This is a genomic window from Sulfuricurvum sp. RIFCSPLOWO2_12_FULL_43_24 (genome assembly GCF_001829605.1).
Lineage (GTDB): Bacteria > Campylobacterota > Campylobacteria > Campylobacterales > Sulfurimonadaceae > Sulfuricurvum.
The window spans coordinates 35,333-53,175 of the sequence record NZ_MIBT01000123.1 but is presented as its reverse complement, the minus strand read 5'-3'; the positions used below and the strand labels follow the sequence as shown (position 1 = coordinate 53,175).

Below are 17,843 nucleotides of genomic sequence, written 5' to 3'. Positions count from 1 at the left end.
TTGCCATTTATCTCTCCTAATCGTATTCCATGCCGATTATTATCGACGAAATTAACGAATTAAAAAGTGTCTAGTTTTTGGGGGTCATTCCAGATCAAAGTTGTGATAAAACTGCAATATTTATACTTTTAAAAGAAAATATGTATGAATTACTATCTTATGATTTTATTCCGTATGAGTCAGAATTCTCATCAATTGACAGCTCATTATTTACTTTTTTCGGATATTGGAATTTATTGCAGGCACTTAACAAAGAAAAAAATTTAATAGAAAGTAATTGTGATAAGTTATTTATATACTATTTACGAATGTTGCAAACCCATGATTTGCCCCTGTTAGACTTAAGTTTTCAAATTTTTGAAAATACAAACTTTTCAAATATGAATTTATCAAAGGTAGATTTAACAGGGACTGTTTTTACTGGATCTACTTGTGATAATGTTGATTTTAGTTATGCAAAAATAATTCAGACTAATTTTGGAGGAATTAGTATGAGAAGATCAATTTTTAATAATGCAACAATAATTGATGCAAATTTTAGCAATACAACAATCTATGAAGCTTCTTTTCGTGAAGCAAAAATTCATAATCCAAACTTCAAATATGCAAGTTGTAATGGTGCGAATTTTTCAAAAACAGGTCTTAAAAAAGAAGATTTTTATCCTTCTGATATTGAAAACACGATTGGGTTGGAATAAAAATATAGTTTAATAAATAATGATACTATTGTTGACAGGAGGATTGTAGATAAGTAATTTAACGGAATTGTGCTTATGTGCATAGCATTTCTGTCACAATATCCCATGAAAGCCAGTAAACACTGGAGTAAAAATCACTCGGCTTAGGTTGTGTGAATTTATAATAAAAACAGCTGAATTTAAAAAAGAAAGTTTGTGGCAATCTTCATGGCAACCGTTGCCAAATTGGTATGTTTTCGGTTTGTCAGCAACCGACTTTGTATTGATTTTAATGCTTTTAAAGTGCCTATTTTCGGACTTTTCTATTGCGCATAAGGTATTAAGCTATAATATCAGCATGATATTATGCGACATCGGCAATACCTCGGTTGATTTGTTCATGGATGGTAAACGTACCAAGCTTAGTGTAGCTGATTTTAATCCCGTGACACTTCAAGATGATGTCTATTATGTCAGTGTTAATGCTTCTCTGAATGAACGTATTTGTGATCTCATGAATTGGCATGATCTGCGAGCATTTATCGACTGGGATAAATACTATTCCACAATGGGAATTGATCGGATAATGGTGTGTGAAGCGGTTGATGAGGGGGTTATCGTCGATGCGGGGAGTGCCATAACGGTTGATTTGATGCAAGATGGTCTCTATCAGGGCGGATTTATTGCGTTAGGGCTTCGTGCAGCTCAGGAAGCGTATTCAAGACTCTCTCCTGCATTAAACGTGTCATTTAACTTTGAGGTTGATTTGACTATAATGGCGAAAAATACTCCTGATGCACTCACGGTCGGTTTTTTGGCTCCTTTGATTGAAAAGATTGAGCGTCTTGGAAAACCCATTTTCTTGACAGGAGGAGACGCACATCTGTTGTCTCGTTTTTTACCCGAGGCAGTTGTGAGGGAAGATCTGATCTTCCAGGGGATGAATAAGTTGATAGAAAAAGGTGTTAAATGCTAAGTGTCGCACTCCCAAAAGGGCGAATTGCCGAAGATACGTTGGAAATATTTGAAACGATTTTCGGAAGCAGTTTTAAATTTGATGATCGCAAATTGATCCTTCAGACCGAAAATTTTAAATTTTTGTTGGTACGTAATCAGGATGTTGCAACCTATGTCTATCACCAAGCAGCCGATATCGGTGTCGTAGGTCTCGATACTCTTGAAGAGCAGGGGTTGGATGTGATCCGCCTTTTGGACTTGCAAAAAGGAAAATGCCGTGTTGCGATCGGGATGCGTGCGGGGGAAAAACCGGACTTTACCAAAAGCGAAATAAAAGTCGCGACCAAAATGGTGAACATTACCAAGCGCTATTTTGCCGAACGTGCGGTAGCCGCCGATATTATCAAACTCTACGGTTCTATTGAGCTTGCACCTCTTGTCGGGTTAGCCGATATGATCGTCGATGTCGTCGAAACGGGTAGTACGATGAAACAAAATGGCTTGGAAGTGGTTGAAACAATTATGGAATCAACCACCCATCTGATCGCCAATAAAAACAGTTTTTTTGAGAAAAAAAGTGAGATATTAGATATTTACGAAAAAATAAACGCTCTTTTGTACGGAAAATAATTAAGCAATTCACAATTGATTAACAAATACTATTTACAATACTGAAAATTAACAAAGGATATTAAAATGTCAAAGATCATTTTACCTGTTGCTTTATCGGTGCTTTTTTCTACTTCAGCGGTAATGGCGGAGAATTTTTCGACGGTTGAATACGTTAACGTGATACGATCAACTCCTAGCTATTCAACGATTCAAGAAGAGGTTCCGAGCCAAAAGTGCTACGACGTACAAGAGCAAGTCAGTTCGGGTGGAACGAACAATGATGTTATCGGTGCTGTTGTCGGAGGTGCTTTAGGCGGTGTTCTAGGACATCAAGTCGGCGGCGGAAAAGGTAAAACGGCGGCAACCGTCGGTGGAGCGGTGCTCGGAACGCTAGCCGGTCAAAACGTAGGGAGCAAGTACAATACCCCTTCTTCAACAACGTATCAAACCGTTCGCAAATGTGAGAATATTACAACTGTAAAAACCCGTCAAGTAGTGGATGGCTATATCAATTACGCCAAATTTAAGGGAAGAGAAATCAGTGTTGAGAGCAACAGCGCATTGAAACAGATTCCGGTTACCGTCACCTACAGCTATTAATTTTGTCTAAGCCTCCTAAAAAGGGCTTAGATTTCCTCTTTATAACCATCTTTTTAAAGTTTTTTCGTTAAAATCAATCATATTATTTTATTATTTTCAGGAGTCTCTATGGCACTCAAAGTGGCAATCAACGGCACAGGAAGAATTGGAATTATCGTCGCTAAGATTATTGCTGAACGCAGTGACATTGAATTAGTAGCATTGAATACGACGGCAAAGCCTGAAATGCTTGAATATCTTTTGAAATTTGACAGTGTACATCGCGGTATCGATGCAAAAGTAATCGATGAAAACACCATAGCAATCGCAGGTAAAAACGTTCGTATGTTCCGTGAACGCGATATCGACAAAGTTGATTTCGGCAGTACGGGAGCTGAAGTGGTTATTGAGTGTACGGGTGTCTTTTTGGATCAGGAGAGCTGTCAAAAACACTTGAAAAACGGGATCAAAAAAGTCATTATGTCAGCACCTGCGAAAGACGATTCTCCGACATACGTTTACGGAGTTAACTCAGATGCGTACAAAGGAGAAGCGATTATCTCTAATGCCAGCTGTACGACCAACTGTTTAGGGCCGATTTGTAAAGTTTTGGATGATGCATTCGGTATCGAAAATGGGCTTATGACAACGATTCATTCTTATACAAACGATCAAAATATTTTGGATGTTAAACACTCTAAAGATCCTCGTCGCGCGCGTGCTGCGGCGCTCAATATGATTCCTACCTCTACCGGTGCGGCAAAAGCGATCGGCAAAGTTATGCCTCAATTGCTCGGCAAACTCAATGGTTATGCGATGCGAGTACCGACACCGGATGTATCGGTTGTCGATTTGACTGTTAACCTCAAAAAAGAGGTGACTAAAGAGGATATTCATGCAGCATTTACTACGGCAGCAGAAGGTGCTTTTAACGGTCTGATTGAAGTGGATAATGATAAGCGTGTATCCTGTGATTTTGTTGGTTCAACCTACAGTTCCACTTATGTACCGGATATGACCAGTGTTGTGGATGGACATACCGTGAAAGTATTGGCTTGGTATGATAATGAGTGGGGATACAGTAGTCGTCTTGTTGACATGACCGTTCTTATCGGTACACATTAATGCTTAAGTACTCAAACTATTTCGAATGCAGCGGGCTTGACCCTCAAACTCTTGAAAAAGGGTTTGAAGCGGTTCGTCACGAAGCAGATTCCGGAGAGATTGGGTACTATCATCTTCCTCGTTCTTCGCAATTGATTGTTGAAGAGCTAAAAACGATCTATCATGATACCGATCGTCGCTTTAATACGATTGCCATAATTGGGATCGGGGGATCATCTTTGGGGATAAAAGCGATTGAACGACTTTTACGTCCCAGTACTCCAAATGCTAAAAAATTGATTTATCTTGAAAATTCTGATCCTATCAGTATTATGCAGGAGATGAAGCAAATTGATAAGTTCCGCACTCTTTTTATTGTCATTTCAAAATCGGGCGGAACGGTCGAAACCCTCTCTATCTTCAAGCGGCTCATCGTGAGTTTTGAATTGCCTTTGGAAAACTCTGATCAGATTTACATTGTCAGTGATGGGGACTCTATTCTTTCACATTTTGCGGATGAAAATAAACTTCGACGTTTTGTGATTCCCGCAAACGTCGGTGGACGGTTTTCGGTTCTCAGTGCTGTCGGGATGGTTCCTCTCACCTTGGCCGGTTTTGATACGGGAGCTATACTCAAAGGAGCAGAAAGTTTTTTAGAGCAGTTCTGGAATCGTGAAGAAGATCATATGCTCCAAAAAGCGGCTTTCTATGTGACCCACAGTGATCAATACCCCATGAATGTATTATTTGCCTATTCCGATACGTTTGAAGAGTTTGGTAAATGGGTGGTTCAACTCTGGGGTGAATCATTGGGTAAGCGTAATACGAGGGGTGAGCGGGTAGGATTAACGCCTATCTCTTTGATCGGATCAGTCGATCAGCACTCCTTTTTGCAGTTGATTATTGAAGGACCTTTGAATAAAACGGTTACCTTCATGCATATTGAACATTCGGAAGATCATTTGATGATTCCTGAACTCTCTCTCAAGCATTTGGAAAAAAGTGATTTTGTAAACGGTAAAAGTTTTAATGAACTCATTAATGCTCAATGTCAAGCAACGATGCAAAGTGTTTTACAAAGCGGTGTCAGTGTGGATGAGATTGCATGGAAACAAATCGATGAAGGTTCTGTGGGAGAGTTGATTCTCTATTATGAGTTACTCACCTCACTTAGCGGAGCACTTTTGGAAATTAGTACGTATGATCAACCGGGTGTCGAAATTGGAAAGCAGATATTGGCTGGATATTTTCACTCGTAAAACGTTCAATTAAGAACGTTTTAGGCAAATTTCTTCTTCAGATTCTTGGATTAAATTATCCATCAAACCAAAGAGTAAAAGGCTGGCACTCTCCATAGCTTTGAAATTTTCAATAATGCTGTCTTGATGATAGATAGTTTGATCTTCTTTTTCGACGTATACTAAATTACTATGTACCATATTATGAACTATGGCATGCGGTGCTTCGATTCCTTTGAAGCTCGCCAGATGTGAAAATCTCTCTTTTCCGGAACCGGTTTCATACCATTTGCCTAGACGACAGCTGTGATGATCGCTGAACGACTGTTCTATTTGGCCGTGAACAATAGTTTTATACGCGTTGGACTTAAACATAATATGATCGATTTTAGCCAATGTGACAAAGGTTGTGTTTTCAATAACGGTTGCTTGTCGGGCTGTGGTTTGAGCATCTTTGTTAAAGGTATTAAGGGTAAAGCGGAACGATTCGATGGCACTACTGGACTCACTGGCGATGTCATTCATGTCTTCAGCATTACTATGTATTTCAGTCGTCTCTTGTTGAAGCGTTTGAACCGCAATGGCGATTTCTCCGGTTGCTTTTTGGGTACGCTCAGCCAGTTTGCGAACTTCATCGGCAACGACGGCAAATCCTCGACCATGTTCACCGGCTCGTGCTGCTTCGATCGCAGCGTTAAGGGCTAGCAGATTCGTTTGATCGGCGATATCTTTAATCAAATTGACAACGGAGGTAATTTCAGAGGTTTTTTCATTGAGTGAATTGATTGCATCTGCAGAGATTTGTACCAACTCGATGAGACGGCTCAGTTTCATAATAATTTCTTCGAGTTCCTCAACTGTTTCAGAAGAGTTTTTTGAGGTGGCTTGACTGATTTTGGTGATGTTTCCAAGTCGTATAATGGTATTTTGAAGATCTTTTTGGATGACTTCTAAGCCTCCGCCGACACCTGAACCAATTTGTCCGATAGTGCTGTTAAGTACCGATTTTTGGATATGTAAATAGGTGGAGTGCATGGAAGAAATTGCCTTATTGACAAATGCACTGGCCTCTTTAAATTCTCCTTGCAGTCCCTGAAGATTAATATGACGGTAAAATTCATCACGGCTTGATGCTTCCACGCTGGCTCTGATTTCACGTATAAATACTTCGGTCTGATCCAACATATTATTGGTATTCCAGCATAGATCATTGAGCTCACCGTAATCTTTAATGTGAGAAATACGGTTTTCTAGATTTCCTTTTTCTGCCCCTTTGATGACGGTTGCGACTTCACTGATAGTCTCTTGGGTTTTTCGTATATTGATAAAAACGAACCAAGCCAACGCAAAGTTCGCAATATTGATCAGACGTATCCAACTCCAGCCATATAAAAATATTTCGATAATTAACGCAACGACAAATAAAATGATTGACGCAATATTGGCGTATTGAACTTTAGAGAGAGAGGATAAATTCGTCATAGCTGATACCTTTGTCTTTTAATAATTCATTGAGTGCTGCTTCAGATGCATTTACTCCACCATTTCGTTCTTTTTGCAGAAGCATAGAATAAAGTGGCTTGATCACATTTAATGCTTTCTGAGAGGGCTTGCGCCGCACGGAGTGATAGTTGCTGATGGATCGATTCGAATCAAAAGAGGGGGTCACATGGGCAAATACCCAATAATAATCTCCATTTTTTGTCTTATTTTTGACATAGGCGAAAATTTCTTGACCTGCTTTGATACGGTTCCAAAGTAATTTGAAAATTACAGCGGGCATATCTTCATGACGCAATATGTTATGGGGCTTATCAATGAGCTCAAGTTCCGAATATTCCGACATCTTAATAAAGAGTGAATTTCCATAGGTGATTTTACCGCTTAGATCGGTTTTGGAAACGATAAATTCTTCGTCTCCAAATGTTAATTCCTGGTTTGCCATTACAATCCTCGTACGTATAATAAAATAATATAAACAGTTTATGTTAGTCTAACAGCCATTTCCTGAATGTTTTCCCTTTTATGGGACGATTTACAAATTTTTGATAAATATTTTCTGCTTTGTTACGAGGAATTGCTACATAGCTGAGATGATCGAGTTGATCAATTTTCCCAATCTCTACTTGTGTTAATCCACATTCATTGATAAGTGCGCCGACGATATCACCTGCGCGTAGTTTCTCTTTTTTTCCTGCATCGATACAAATAGTGCGCATCAACGTCTCAATGGAAAACCTTTCTCGAATATCAGGAAGCTCTATTGGGGTGATAGGGCGTTTTAAATCCAAGAAGCGCTCATACTGGTGGTGGTTAACAAGTGTGATGGCAATACCGTTTTTCCCGGCACGTCCGGTTCTTCCGATACGATGGGTATAGCGTTCGTTTTGGATAGGAACTTCGTAGTTGATGATGGCATCAAGACCTTCAATGTCGATTCCTCGTCCCGCGACATCAGTTGCGACGAGAATAGGGGCACTTAAGTTACGAAATTGGATGATCGCTTCATTACGGTCAAACTGTTCCATATCACCGTGCAGTGTTAGAACATGTATTCCTATACGGTTAAGATCCTCACACAAAGCATTTGCATCCACTTTGGTATTACAGAAAATGATCGTATTGGTAATTCCGTGAAGATGGAGTACTTTTGCGATTGCGGGGAGTTTGTCGTTACACAGATAGGCTATTTCTTCGATTTTCGGTTTACTGATCGTATGTGCAGTTTGAAGCATAACCGGAGCTTTCATAAACTCCGATGTGATCGTTTGAATCGAATCGGGAAACGTAGCTGAAAAAAGGAGAGTTTGGCGTGATGGGGGAGTAAAACCCAAGATCGAGGTAATATCTTCGATAAATCCCATATCGATCATTTGATCGGCTTCATCCAAAACTACGGTTTGTATTTGTGCCGTATCAAAGGCATCCATTTGAAGAAGTTTTAAAACACGCCCCGGAGTACCGACGATAATATGGGCTCCGTGTTTGAGTGAATGGAGCTGTCCACGCATTGGGACACCGCCGCAGAGGGTGAGAATCTTGATATTGCCAATTTCAGAAGCGAGTGAACGGAGTACTTTTGCCACTTGTTCGGCAAGTTCGCGGGTAGGGCAGAGGATAAGGGATTGGATACCGAATGATTTTGGGTTAATCGGGTTCAAAACTCCCAAACCAAAAGCCAAAGTTTTTCCGCTTCCGGTTGCTGCTTGAGCAATACAATCTTTTTTGTCTAAAATGACAGGAAGAGAAGTGGACTGAATCGGGGTCATTGTGGTGAATTCAAGGCGTTTTAATGCCTCTTTCAGAGGTGCGCGTAACGCTAAGGGGTCGAATGAGGACATTGTGTCGCTTTGTATTATAGATAGGAAATTATAGCGTAGTATTGAGGTTTTCTTCGTTCGTGGTGAGCTTGTCGAACCATGAGCCCTTCGACAGGCTCAGGGCGAACGGACTAAAATTATACCGCTTTGATGGTAACGCCGTATTTTTCTTCCGCAACGTTACGTGCTTGAAGTGTGTACGAAGAGATTTCGTTAAAGTTAAGATATTTATACACTTGATCCGCTTTTCCTGCCAATTTTTCAGGAACGATACTCATGTATTCCGCTACGGTTGGGATACGTCCAAGTTTAGCACATACGGATGCAAGCTCAGCACTTCCGAGATAAACTTGAGTCCCTTTTCCTAAACGGTTATCGAAGTTACGAGTTGATGTTGAAAATACGGTTGAACCTTCGCGTGAACTCGCTTGGTTCCCCATACAGAGTGAACATCCCGGAACTTCGGTTTGTGCTGCGATTGCTTTATAAACGTCGTAGTACCCCTCGTTGATGAGTTGCTGCTCATCCATACGGGTCGGTGGTACGATCCAGAATTTTTCAACAGCGATTTTACCTTCGCCGCGCATTACTTCACCTGCCGCACGATAGTGACCGATGTTGGTCATACAGCTGCCAAGGAATACTTCGTTGATTTCAGTACCTGCAACATCGCTGAGCAACTTAACGTTATCCGGATCGTTTGGACATGCCAAGATCGGCTCTTTAACGTCGTTAAGATCGATTTCGATGATTGCCGCGTATTCCGCATCGGCATCCGGCTCCATCAATGTTGGAGCGGCCAACCACTCTTTCATTTTATCGGCACGACGTTGCAATGTACGAGCATCTTCATACCCATCAGCAACCATCGCTTCGATCAACGTTACGTTGGATTTTAGGTACTCGATTACCGGTTCTTTGTTCAGACGGACGGTACACGCCGCCGCTGAACGCTCAGCCGATGCGTCGGAGAGTTCGAACGCTTGTTCTACTTTCATGTTCGGAAGACCTTCGATCTCCAATACACGTCCGTTGAAAATGTTCTTTTTCCCTTTTTTCTCAACCGTTAAAAGACCCGCTTTGATTGCATAGTAAGGGATGGCATTAACGAGGTCACGAAGTGTGATACCCGGCTGCATCTCCCCTTTAAAGCGAACTAATACCGATTCCGGCATTTCAAGAGGCATCGCCCCCGTAACACCTGCGAACGCTACAAGACCTGAACCCGCAGGGAAACTCACACCGATTGGGAAACGAGTATGGCTATCACCACCTGTTCCAACGGTATCCGGGAGGACCATACGGTTCAACCATGAGTGGATAACCCCATCCGCCGGACGAAGAGCGACACCGCTGCGTGAACTGATAAATGCCGGAAGCGTTGCGTGCAATTTCACGTCTGATGGTTTCGGGTATGCCGCTGTATGACAAAATGACTGAAGTACAAAATCTGCCGAGAAACCGAGAGCAGAGAGTTCTTTGATCTCATCACGTGTCATAGGTCCGGTAGTATCTTGGCTTCCTACAGTGCTTGTGATCGGCTCACAGTACATACCAGGACGTACACCCTCCATACCACACGCTTTACCCACCATTTTTTGTGCAAGAGTGTACCCTTTGCCGGTATCGGCTGGTTGGATAGGGGTTGCGAAAATGGTTGCCGGAGTCATTCCGAGCGCCGTGCGTGCTTTAGCCGTCAAACCGCGACCGATAATAAGAGGGATACGTCCGCCTGCACGCACTTCATCTTCGATCGTGTTCGGACGAAGGGTGAAATTAGCAATAACAGAACCGTTTTTAGTGATAGTTCCCGCTTTTGTATCGATATCGAGTACATCGCCTGTTTCCATTTGGCTAACATCGGCTTCGATCGGCAATGCACCGGAGTCTTCACAGGTTGCAAAGAAGATTGGAGCGATAATGCTACCGATTACTACACCGCCGGTACGTTTGTTCGGGATACCGGGGATATCATCACCCATATGCCATTGAACCGAGTTGGCAGCCGATTTACGGCTAGAACCGGTTCCGACTACGTCACCGACGTAGGCGATTTGCATCCCTTTTTCTTTGAGTTCAGCGATTTTAGCAATACCTTCAGGCATTTTTGCACTCAACATGGTTGTTGCGTGAAGCGGGATGTCGGAACGGGTAAATGCCGCGCTCGCCGGAGAGAGATCATCTGTATTGGTTTCACCCGGGAATTTGAAAACAACAACGCTGAATTTTTCAGCCAATGTTTTTTTAGATGTAAACCACTCAGCATCCGCCCATGATTGAAGAACCTCTTTTGCGAAGCTATTGGTAGATGAGAGTTCAACGATATCATTGAACGCATCGTATACCAAAAGAGTATGTTTGAGTTCATGTGCCGCTTCATTAGCGATAGCATCATTACTTAGTGCATCGATAAGAGGTTTTACGTTATAGCCTCCCACCATTTTACCGAGGATTTTGATCGCCGCTTTTTTGTGATTGTCACTGTTGATATCGCTGTTGTCGCTCAAAAAAGCTTTAACTTCACCTTGGACGACTTGATGTAAAAATGCCGCTTTAACGTATGCGCCATCATCAACACCCGGATTGACGCGTTCTGCCAACATTTCAACCAATTCACCGTCTTTAGAACTTGTCGCGCTGATGAGTGCTACCAACTCGGTAACTTGCTCTTTTGTAAGAGGAAATGGGGGGATTCCCTGTGCTGTGCGTTCCGCTACGTGTGCTTTGTATTCGTCCATAAAAGCCATAGTGACTCCTGTGCATGTTAATTTTGAATGATTATATCAGAAGTAAAAAAGAGTTTTATCGTAGTGTTACTAAATTACTCAATTGTTTTAATTAAAGAGCTTGATTATGTGTAGTATTGTAACATATATGATTTTACTATAGAGCATTAAAAAATAAAGCAGGGGAAAGAGGAGAAAAAAGCGTTACAAATTGAGAAAAATAGGAAGATTCTCCGAAAGGAGAATTAAAAAGGGTCATTGGCGATGATATCGCGATTACCCTTGGAATTTGGCGCGGAAAGAATACCGTTGTTTTCAAGTTGTTCTATCAGCGTAGCAGAGCGGTTATATCCGATTTGAAGTCGGCGTTGGAGGTAACTGATAGAGGTTTTTTGCTCCATAAGGATAATGTTTTTAGCCTCTTCATACAGTTCATCTAGCGGTTTGTTATCGATATTTTCATTACTACCTTTTAGGGTACTGCCATTATCAGCTAAGAAACGGCGATCATATTCAGGCGCACGTTGCGATTTGAGGAAATCAACTACTTTTTCGATTTCACTTTCAGTGCTCCAAGGTGCATGAAGTCGTACCAATCCACTCATACCCGGAGGGGTAAAGAGCATATCACCGCGTCCGAGGAGGGACTCGGCACCCATACCGTCGAGAATGATTTTACTGTCAATCTTTTGTCCTACTTTATAACTGATACGTGAGGGTAGATTGGCTTTGATAAGTCCAGTGACGACATCGACACTCGGACGCTGGGTAGCTACGATGAGATGGATACCGCTAGCACGTGCCATTTGGGCCAAACGAGCAATAGAATACTCAACATCTTTTCCACTGGTCATCATCAAATCGGCAAGCTCATCAATGATAACTACAATATAGGGAAGCGGATCACGTTTTTCTACTTTTGCTTTTTCATTATAATTTTCAATATTTTTGGTACGTGTTTCGCTCATCAGCTGATAACGACGCTCCATTTCACTGACCATATTATTGAGGGCTGAGATCGCCTCTTTGGGTTTTGTGATAACGGGGGTTAGAAGATGAGGAATGTCGTTATAAACTGAAAATTCAAGCATCTTTGGATCGATCATCAAAAGACGGAGTTGGTCGGGTGAATTTTTATAGAGTAAACTTAAAATCATAGAATTGATCCCAACACTTTTACCGCTTCCGGTTGTTCCGGCGATAAGGAGATGGGGGAGCTTTTTTAAATCGGTGATGAACGGATTCCCAACGATATCTTTACCCAATATCAGTGTCAGAGGAGATGCCGCTTCTTGAAAGAGCTTGCTCTCTAGCATTTCACGCAGGAAAATCGTCTCTACCGTTTTATTCGGTATCTCAATTCCTACGACGTCTTTTCCCGGAATCGGGGCTTGGATACGGATGGTTTGTGCTTTGAGTGCCATCGCAAGATCATCTTGGAGACCCAAAATCTTGGAAACTTTGATATTCGCGGCAGGTTTAAATTCAAAAGTCGAGACGACAGGTCCCGCATAAGTACGTACAACGTCACCGTCGATATTAAAATGTCCCAGTTTTTCGATTAGATCTCGGATTTTATCATCGAGTTCTGCTTCATCGACCAAGGTTTGTTTTTTGGGAGGATTTTGAAAGAATTCAACCAATGGAAGTTTGAAGTTTTTTGGTTTTTCACTGAAACCTTTATCAATTTGATCCAATAGCATTTTATTTTCTTCAAGCTCATCGACCACAAGAGCGTGCTGTTTTGATTCTTTTACTTTTTTTGCCATGCTGAGAATGGTGGATTCTTTCGGGGTATCCATCTGCAGCGAAGGTGTTTCTAAAACGGATGAATCTTCTAATGGACTTTCAAGAAAGGCTGAAGGCTCCAATGCTTGTGGTGGTGTGAAAGTATCGTTAACAGGGCTAGGTGTTTCTTCGTATGAAGGATAAGGATCAGTATAGTTACTCTCTGGATAAGTATACGAGGGTTCTTCAATAGGGATACTTTTAACGACAGGGGAAGATTGTGTATTTTGGGATGGTTTGGGAGCATTTAGAGGTTTGTCCATATACTCTTTGAGTGGTTGAGCTAATTCCGAAAGGCTTTGCTCCATTACCAGTACAATCGAGACGGTGACCATCATCAGCCACAGTATCCAAAGCCCGAATGAACCGATATAGATGGATAAAAAGTCAACAATAGCTCCGCCGAATGCCCCGCGATACATCCCCTCGACAACAATAGCTTGGAAAAAGAGCAAAGCAAAAAAGAGCAAGGCAAAAATCCCTGTCATTTCATAGCGACGATGCATTTCGCCATCAAATTTATACCAATAAAAAAGTGGAACCATGAGAAGTAACAAGTAGGTATAGGCAACATATCCAAACACATATACATTCGTCTGTGCAAACGATGCACCATAGGCACCGATAATGGAAGCATCACCGATAATGGTTGCAATTCCTAAATAAAATAAAATACCAAAGCCGGTAATAAATAATGTGTCGCGTAAAATGGTAGATCCTTGAATCAGGTTGAAAAGTAGTTAGATTATAGCAAAAAAGGGGAGAGAAACCCCTTTTATTGCAGATTGCTATAAATAATTGACGAGAGAAAGCTGTGAAACTTTAGAGATGCTTGAAAGCATTGCTTGATAGTTGAGACTTAACTGCTGCATGCGTAGGGTTGCTTCAGCCACATCGGTATCAATAATATCCGATTGAAGTGTTTTCGTACTGATAATGAGCATAGCGGTACGATCCGATGATGCTTGTAATACTTGAGAATAAGATCCAACTTCCGTTTGCAGACGGCTGACATGATCACTCAAATCATCCATCATTTGAATCGAATTTTGGATACCGAGATTACGAGGATCGGATGTATCCGAACCATCGGAGCGTGTTTTCCCCTCTTCAACGGAACGGATTATTGCTTCAATTTGGGTAAAAAAATCAGTTTTAGGATCACGAATAGTGATGGCACTGTTGGCATTAAACGTTAAGATATTTCCGGTTGTAGTGCTGTAATCATCTGAAGCTGCATCATAAATTGATAGGGATGCTCCGGTTACTGTATTCAATTTGTCTTCAAAAACCATTTTTCCGGCATAATCAAGTGTTGTAGATGATTGGGTGTTGGCGGTAGTAATTGCGGCGTCGTAGTCTGCCGCAGTATTTGTGGCGGGTAGATTCCCACTCATCGCCATATTTACAACGTCTAAAAGTTGTTGATAGGTCATTTCATCGGCATCAACTGCACTTCTCAGTGTGCTGTCTGTATTAAAGATACTAAAATTGGTTGTACCGCCGTCTAAAGAAAACGTTGAACCTGCTGTGGCTAAATCAATTTGCGCGGTAAACGCTGTACCCGTAATATCAACGCCCTCAATGATAAGCTGCTGCGTATTCAAACTGCTAACACCTGCTACATCAACCAGTTTACTGGTAGGCGTCGCATAGGAATTGGTTGTTTTGTCAATTTGCGAAATGTTAGAGAGAAGCTTTGCACCCTCTTGCTCAAAATTGGTACGATCGTAATTGACCCCTTCAATTGTATTAAGAACACTTGCAGGGGTGTCTAAACCGCTTTTTGTAAATTCTTTTACATACAGACCGGGTGTGGTAACCGCTGCGGTTTCAAAATCGGTAGAACCTGCATGAAGAGCATCGATATCGGTAATATTGGCTGCAGCACCACCTGAAAAATCAACCGCACCAACCATGTGAAAATCGAGCTTGCTTGAACCCGTTTTTTTGTCAGTAATTTCAATTTGCCCATGTGCATTGAGTGAAACATTGACTTGATTGTCTCCATATAGATCAGCGATCTCTTGCATGAGATCATCCATAGTATCATCCATGTTCAGAGTGATTTTACTTTTGAAACTCTCCCCATCGCTTTTTGTTCCTTGAACATAAAAATACGATTGTCTCGCAGCGTCATTGGTCGAATCGGCATCATTATCCCCCATGAGATCACGAATTGTACTCGAACTGCTAATATACGTCTCTTGTGAAGCGTCTCGTGAAACACCCGGGTCTTCCATTATATCGGGGTATAAATCATTTAAACTCATCTGCGGCATGTTAGCACTGATAGTACGATTGATTTTGCTTTCATCCCCTAAAAAAAGTTGTGATCCGCTGATGTTGTACTTTTGTTTGATCCCTGAGCCCAAGAAAGCTTCCAAATCTTGATCATTTCCTTGATACGTTCCATCGGCTCCGATAGGTTTAACTGAAGTAGCCGTTCCAGAGAAGAGGTATTGCCCGCCGATAGAGGTATTGGCTAATGTTAGTAGATGATTTTGGAGTCCGCGTAATTCTTTTGCGATGGCTTGCATACTGCTGTCAGAGTGAGCCGCATTGGCCGCATTAACCATTTTGACTTTCATGGATTCGAGCGTTTTGACGAGCTCACCCACTGTTGTATCGGTTTGGGTTGATATTTTATAAGCACTTTGCGCACTGCTTTTAACTTGTCCCAGTGTCGTGATTTCATCATCCAAACGCAACGTATCAATAAATACACCCGGATCTTCATGGGCATATTGAATTTTCATACCGGATGAAATTTGTTTGTTGACATCAAATAATTGTTTGTTTAGTTTATTATTTTCAGCATAAATATTATTATAGTAAGAGCTTGATGTAATTCTCACGTCAAATCCTTTTGTGTAAGCTTATGTCTATTAAGCAATAAAAGTTCCATACTCTATTATCGGCAAAAAAGGAAAAATGATTAGTAAAAGCTCTTTTACGTAGTTTTAAGCAAACCAAACCTATAATTCCACCTCTTCAAGCACATGCCAGTGTGGTGAAATGGTAGACACGCCGGATTCAAAATCCGGTATAGCGATATGTGCCGGTTCGAGTCCGGCCACTGGTACCACTCTCTTATTTAAATCACTCCAAAATAATTCAAAAATTCGACATAATGAAAAAATCAGATATATTTTTTAATATCAAATTTGTTTATTTTTAATTAATATATTGACGATTTTACTAAATAATACTACAATATCGTTAATATATTATTTATTGGACATCTATGACACCATTTGAACTTGCAACGACTAAAGAGATTGTCACGGAATTAGCTTCTCGTGCGAAAGCAAAGCGCAAGAAGATTGGACTGTCTCAGAAAGAATTTGCCGAGCATATCGGAGTGAAGTTCAGCACCTATGCACGGTTTGAAAAAACAGGACTTATCTCTTTAAATAACTTTGTCGATACGCTAAGAGGATTGTATTCTATCGGTGAACTGGAAGCTCTTTTAATCGATGAGAATGAAAATCTGAAAATCAAGTGGTAAGGGCAGGGCAAAGTACTATGGAATTATCCGTAAAAGCATGGGGCGAGACAATCGGCAAACTGGTTGAGCATAACGGTAAAAACCTATTTGCCCTTTCTCCGAATACTGATCTGCCTTTTTCTCCTATCCAACTCAAAGAGAAAAACAAACTCTACGATTTTTCCCATCTTGCATTTCAACACGGCTTACCGGGATTAATCAATGACAGCCTTCCTGGGCAATACGGTCAAGAATATCTCAACGATTTTTTTGTTCAGCATTTTCAATATCACCCTTCGGTGATGGAAACTTTGCAATTTATTGGTGATAATACGATGGGCGCCCTGACGTATGAACCGTCGATATTGAAGGAGAATGATGGTGACGGGGTTGTACTTCAAGCAAAAGAACTCTACGAACAAACCAAAATGGCTCTAAGCGGTAAAGCAGAACTCTCATTGGCAAAAATTATCGCCATATCCAGCTCGGCAGCCTCCGGTGCCAGACCAAAAGCGATTGTGGGACTTAACTATCAGAGCAAAGAGATATTTGTCGGTAAGAAAGGGGAAACTATTCCCGATGGGTTTACCCACTCCATCATCAAATTCGATAATCTCATATATGGAGCCAATCGCGGTATTGCCACACCCTATGAGGAAGAAAAGATATCCAAGACAATCACTGAGCATATCTATGCGCTATGTGCAAAAAAATGCGGGATTAGTATGCCTGAGACGTCACTCATTGAAACGGATGGTGGCGTTCATTTCGCCGTTGAGCGATTCGATATTAAAAAAACTTCAAATGGGGTTGAACGATTTCACATGCATTCACTCTCTGGACTGATGCATCATAATCCTGCCGAGACGACATTCGATTATATGAACGCTTTTCGAGTAGGGCTAAAGCTCAATATTCCCCATGAAGATATGGTTAACCTTTATCGGATCATGATCTTTAATATCGTTTACGGAAACAAAGATGATCATAGCCGTAATATCTCGTATCTTATGGATAAAAGCGGTAAGTGGAGGGCGGCACCGGCATACGATCTGACCTTCACTTACAACAAACACCATCAAATGCTTTTCAATCTCAAAAATATTTCATCCATTGATCGGAAACATCTCATCCATATGGGTGAAGAGTTTAAAATCCAAAATTGCGATGAGATCATTTCTAAAGTTATCGAGATTAAGCATACGTTTCTTATTGAGCTTGCAATACAGTATGGTGTTGGACGATGGGGAGAAGAGATTATTGCATTAATGGCTACAGTTGATCAGTCTTTGAAAAAATAAAAAGTATCGACACTAAAGAATTTTAGCATTAGAGATTGAGCTGATAAAGGT

Annotated in this window: 14 protein-coding genes, 1 tRNA gene and 1 pseudogene; 9 read left to right on the top strand and 7 right to left on the bottom strand. The window is 41.2% G+C overall.

Annotated elements, in window-relative coordinates; all coding sequences use genetic code 11:
* Nucleotides 1-77 precede the first annotated feature (77 nt).
* From A3G19_RS11720 to A3G19_RS11695, 6 genes are all read left to right on the top strand, one after another.
* On the top strand, nt 78-698 hold the full coding sequence (locus A3G19_RS11720; RefSeq protein ID WP_294873053.1) for a pentapeptide repeat-containing protein: 621 nt from the start codon (nt 78-80) through the stop codon (nt 696-698).
* 337 nt (nt 699-1,035) lie between these two features.
* On the top strand, nt 1,036-1,653 hold the full coding sequence (locus A3G19_RS11715) for a type III pantothenate kinase (RefSeq protein ID WP_294873051.1): 618 nt from the start codon (nt 1,036-1,038) through the stop codon (nt 1,651-1,653).
* Complete coding sequence (gene hisG, locus A3G19_RS11710; protein ID WP_015653446.1) at nt 1,647-2,264, top strand: ATP phosphoribosyltransferase; 618 nt, start codon at nt 1,647-1,649, stop codon at nt 2,262-2,264. Before A3G19_RS11715 ends, hisG begins: the two co-directional genes overlap by 7 nt.
* 66 nt (nt 2,265-2,330) lie before the next feature.
* Nucleotides 2,331-2,846, top strand: coding sequence for a glycine zipper 2TM domain-containing protein (locus A3G19_RS11705; protein WP_294873049.1), 516 nt, complete (start codon nt 2,331-2,333; stop codon nt 2,844-2,846).
* Between the two features lie 108 nt (nt 2,847-2,954).
* Nucleotides 2,955-3,950, top strand: coding sequence for a type I glyceraldehyde-3-phosphate dehydrogenase (gene gap / locus A3G19_RS11700; protein ID WP_015653448.1), 996 nt, complete (start codon nt 2,955-2,957; stop codon nt 3,948-3,950).
* Complete coding sequence (locus A3G19_RS11695; protein ID WP_294873046.1) at nt 3,950-5,188, top strand: glucose-6-phosphate isomerase; 1,239 nt, start codon at nt 3,950-3,952, stop codon at nt 5,186-5,188. The genes gap and A3G19_RS11695 overlap by 1 nt, the downstream gene beginning before the upstream one ends.
* Before the next feature lie 9 nt (nt 5,189-5,197).
* On the opposite strand, the gene A3G19_RS11690 is transcribed toward A3G19_RS11695, so the two are convergent.
* The 7 genes and pseudogenes from A3G19_RS11690 to A3G19_RS11660 form a co-directional block, all read right to left on the bottom strand.
* Nucleotides 5,198-5,542 (bottom strand): CZB domain-containing protein, encoded by a 345-nt coding sequence (locus A3G19_RS11690; protein WP_291750966.1) that lies wholly within the window; start codon nt 5,540-5,542, stop codon nt 5,198-5,200.
* A gap of 48 nt (nt 5,543-5,590) precedes the next feature.
* Nucleotides 5,591-6,001 (bottom strand): annotated as a pseudogene (locus A3G19_RS11685) (methyl-accepting chemotaxis protein); the annotation flags it as partial.
* Between the two features lie 622 nt (nt 6,002-6,623).
* Nucleotides 6,624-7,112, bottom strand: coding sequence for a PAS domain-containing protein (locus A3G19_RS11680; RefSeq protein ID WP_015653451.1), 489 nt, complete (start codon nt 7,110-7,112; stop codon nt 6,624-6,626).
* 43 nt (nt 7,113-7,155) lie between these two features.
* Entirely contained in the window at nt 7,156-8,508 is a 1,353-nt protein-coding gene (gene dbpA, locus A3G19_RS11675; RefSeq protein ID WP_294873044.1) for an ATP-dependent RNA helicase DbpA, read from the bottom strand.
* A gap of 116 nt (nt 8,509-8,624) precedes the next feature.
* Nucleotides 8,625-11,234 (bottom strand): bifunctional aconitate hydratase 2/2-methylisocitrate dehydratase, encoded by a 2,610-nt coding sequence (acnB, locus tag A3G19_RS11670; protein WP_294873043.1) that lies wholly within the window; start codon nt 11,232-11,234, stop codon nt 8,625-8,627.
* A gap of 224 nt (nt 11,235-11,458) precedes the next feature.
* Nucleotides 11,459-13,726, bottom strand: a complete 2,268-nt coding sequence (locus tag A3G19_RS11665) for a DNA translocase FtsK (protein ID WP_294873055.1) — start codon at nt 13,724-13,726, stop codon at nt 11,459-11,461.
* 63 nt (nt 13,727-13,789) lie between these two features.
* A complete protein-coding gene (locus A3G19_RS11660) occupies nt 13,790-15,859 on the bottom strand; it encodes a flagellin (RefSeq protein WP_294873041.1) in 2,070 nt (689 codons plus the stop codon).
* A gap of 146 nt (nt 15,860-16,005) precedes the next feature.
* Here A3G19_RS11660 and A3G19_RS11655 point away from each other — a divergent pair.
* From A3G19_RS11655 to A3G19_RS11645, 3 genes are all read left to right on the top strand, one after another.
* A tRNA-Leu gene (locus A3G19_RS11655) sits at nt 16,006-16,089 on the top strand.
* Between the two features lie 159 nt (nt 16,090-16,248).
* Entirely contained in the window at nt 16,249-16,512 is a 264-nt protein-coding gene (locus A3G19_RS11650) for a helix-turn-helix transcriptional regulator (RefSeq protein ID WP_015653456.1), read from the top strand.
* A 17-nt stretch (nt 16,513-16,529) separates the two neighbouring features.
* A complete protein-coding gene (locus A3G19_RS11645) occupies nt 16,530-17,792 on the top strand; it encodes a HipA domain-containing protein (protein ID WP_294873039.1) in 1,263 nt (420 codons plus the stop codon).
* The last annotated feature ends 51 nt before the right edge of the window (nt 17,793-17,843 follow it).

What these genes read in the sequence shown, in the direction of transcription:
- A3G19_RS11715 (WP_294873051.1), top strand. Translation starts at nt 1,036, where the DNA reads ATGATATTATGCGACATCGGCAATACCTCGGTTGATTTGTTCATGGAT.
- hisG (WP_015653446.1), top strand. Translation starts at nt 1,647, where the DNA reads ATGCTAAGTGTCGCACTCCCAAAAGGGCGAATTGCCGAAGATACGTTG.
- A3G19_RS11705 (WP_294873049.1), top strand. Translation starts at nt 2,331, where the DNA reads ATGTCAAAGATCATTTTACCTGTTGCTTTATCGGTGCTTTTTTCTACT.
- gap (WP_015653448.1), top strand. Translation starts at nt 2,955, where the DNA reads ATGGCACTCAAAGTGGCAATCAACGGCACAGGAAGAATTGGAATTATC.
- A3G19_RS11695 (WP_294873046.1), top strand. Translation starts at nt 3,950, where the DNA reads ATGCTTAAGTACTCAAACTATTTCGAATGCAGCGGGCTTGACCCTCAA.
- A3G19_RS11690 (WP_291750966.1), bottom strand. Translation starts at nt 5,542, where the DNA reads ATGTTTAAGTCCAACGCGTATAAAACTATTGTTCACGGCCAAATAGAA.
- A3G19_RS11680 (WP_015653451.1), bottom strand. Translation starts at nt 7,112, where the DNA reads ATGGCAAACCAGGAATTAACATTTGGAGACGAAGAATTTATCGTTTCC.
- dbpA (WP_294873044.1), bottom strand. Translation starts at nt 8,508, where the DNA reads ATGTCCTCATTCGACCCCTTAGCGTTACGCGCACCTCTGAAAGAGGCA.
- acnB (WP_294873043.1), bottom strand. Translation starts at nt 11,234, where the DNA reads ATGGCTTTTATGGACGAATACAAAGCACACGTAGCGGAACGCACAGCA.
- A3G19_RS11650 (WP_015653456.1), top strand. Translation starts at nt 16,249, where the DNA reads ATGACACCATTTGAACTTGCAACGACTAAAGAGATTGTCACGGAATTA.
- A3G19_RS11645 (WP_294873039.1), top strand. Translation starts at nt 16,530, where the DNA reads ATGGAATTATCCGTAAAAGCATGGGGCGAGACAATCGGCAAACTGGTT.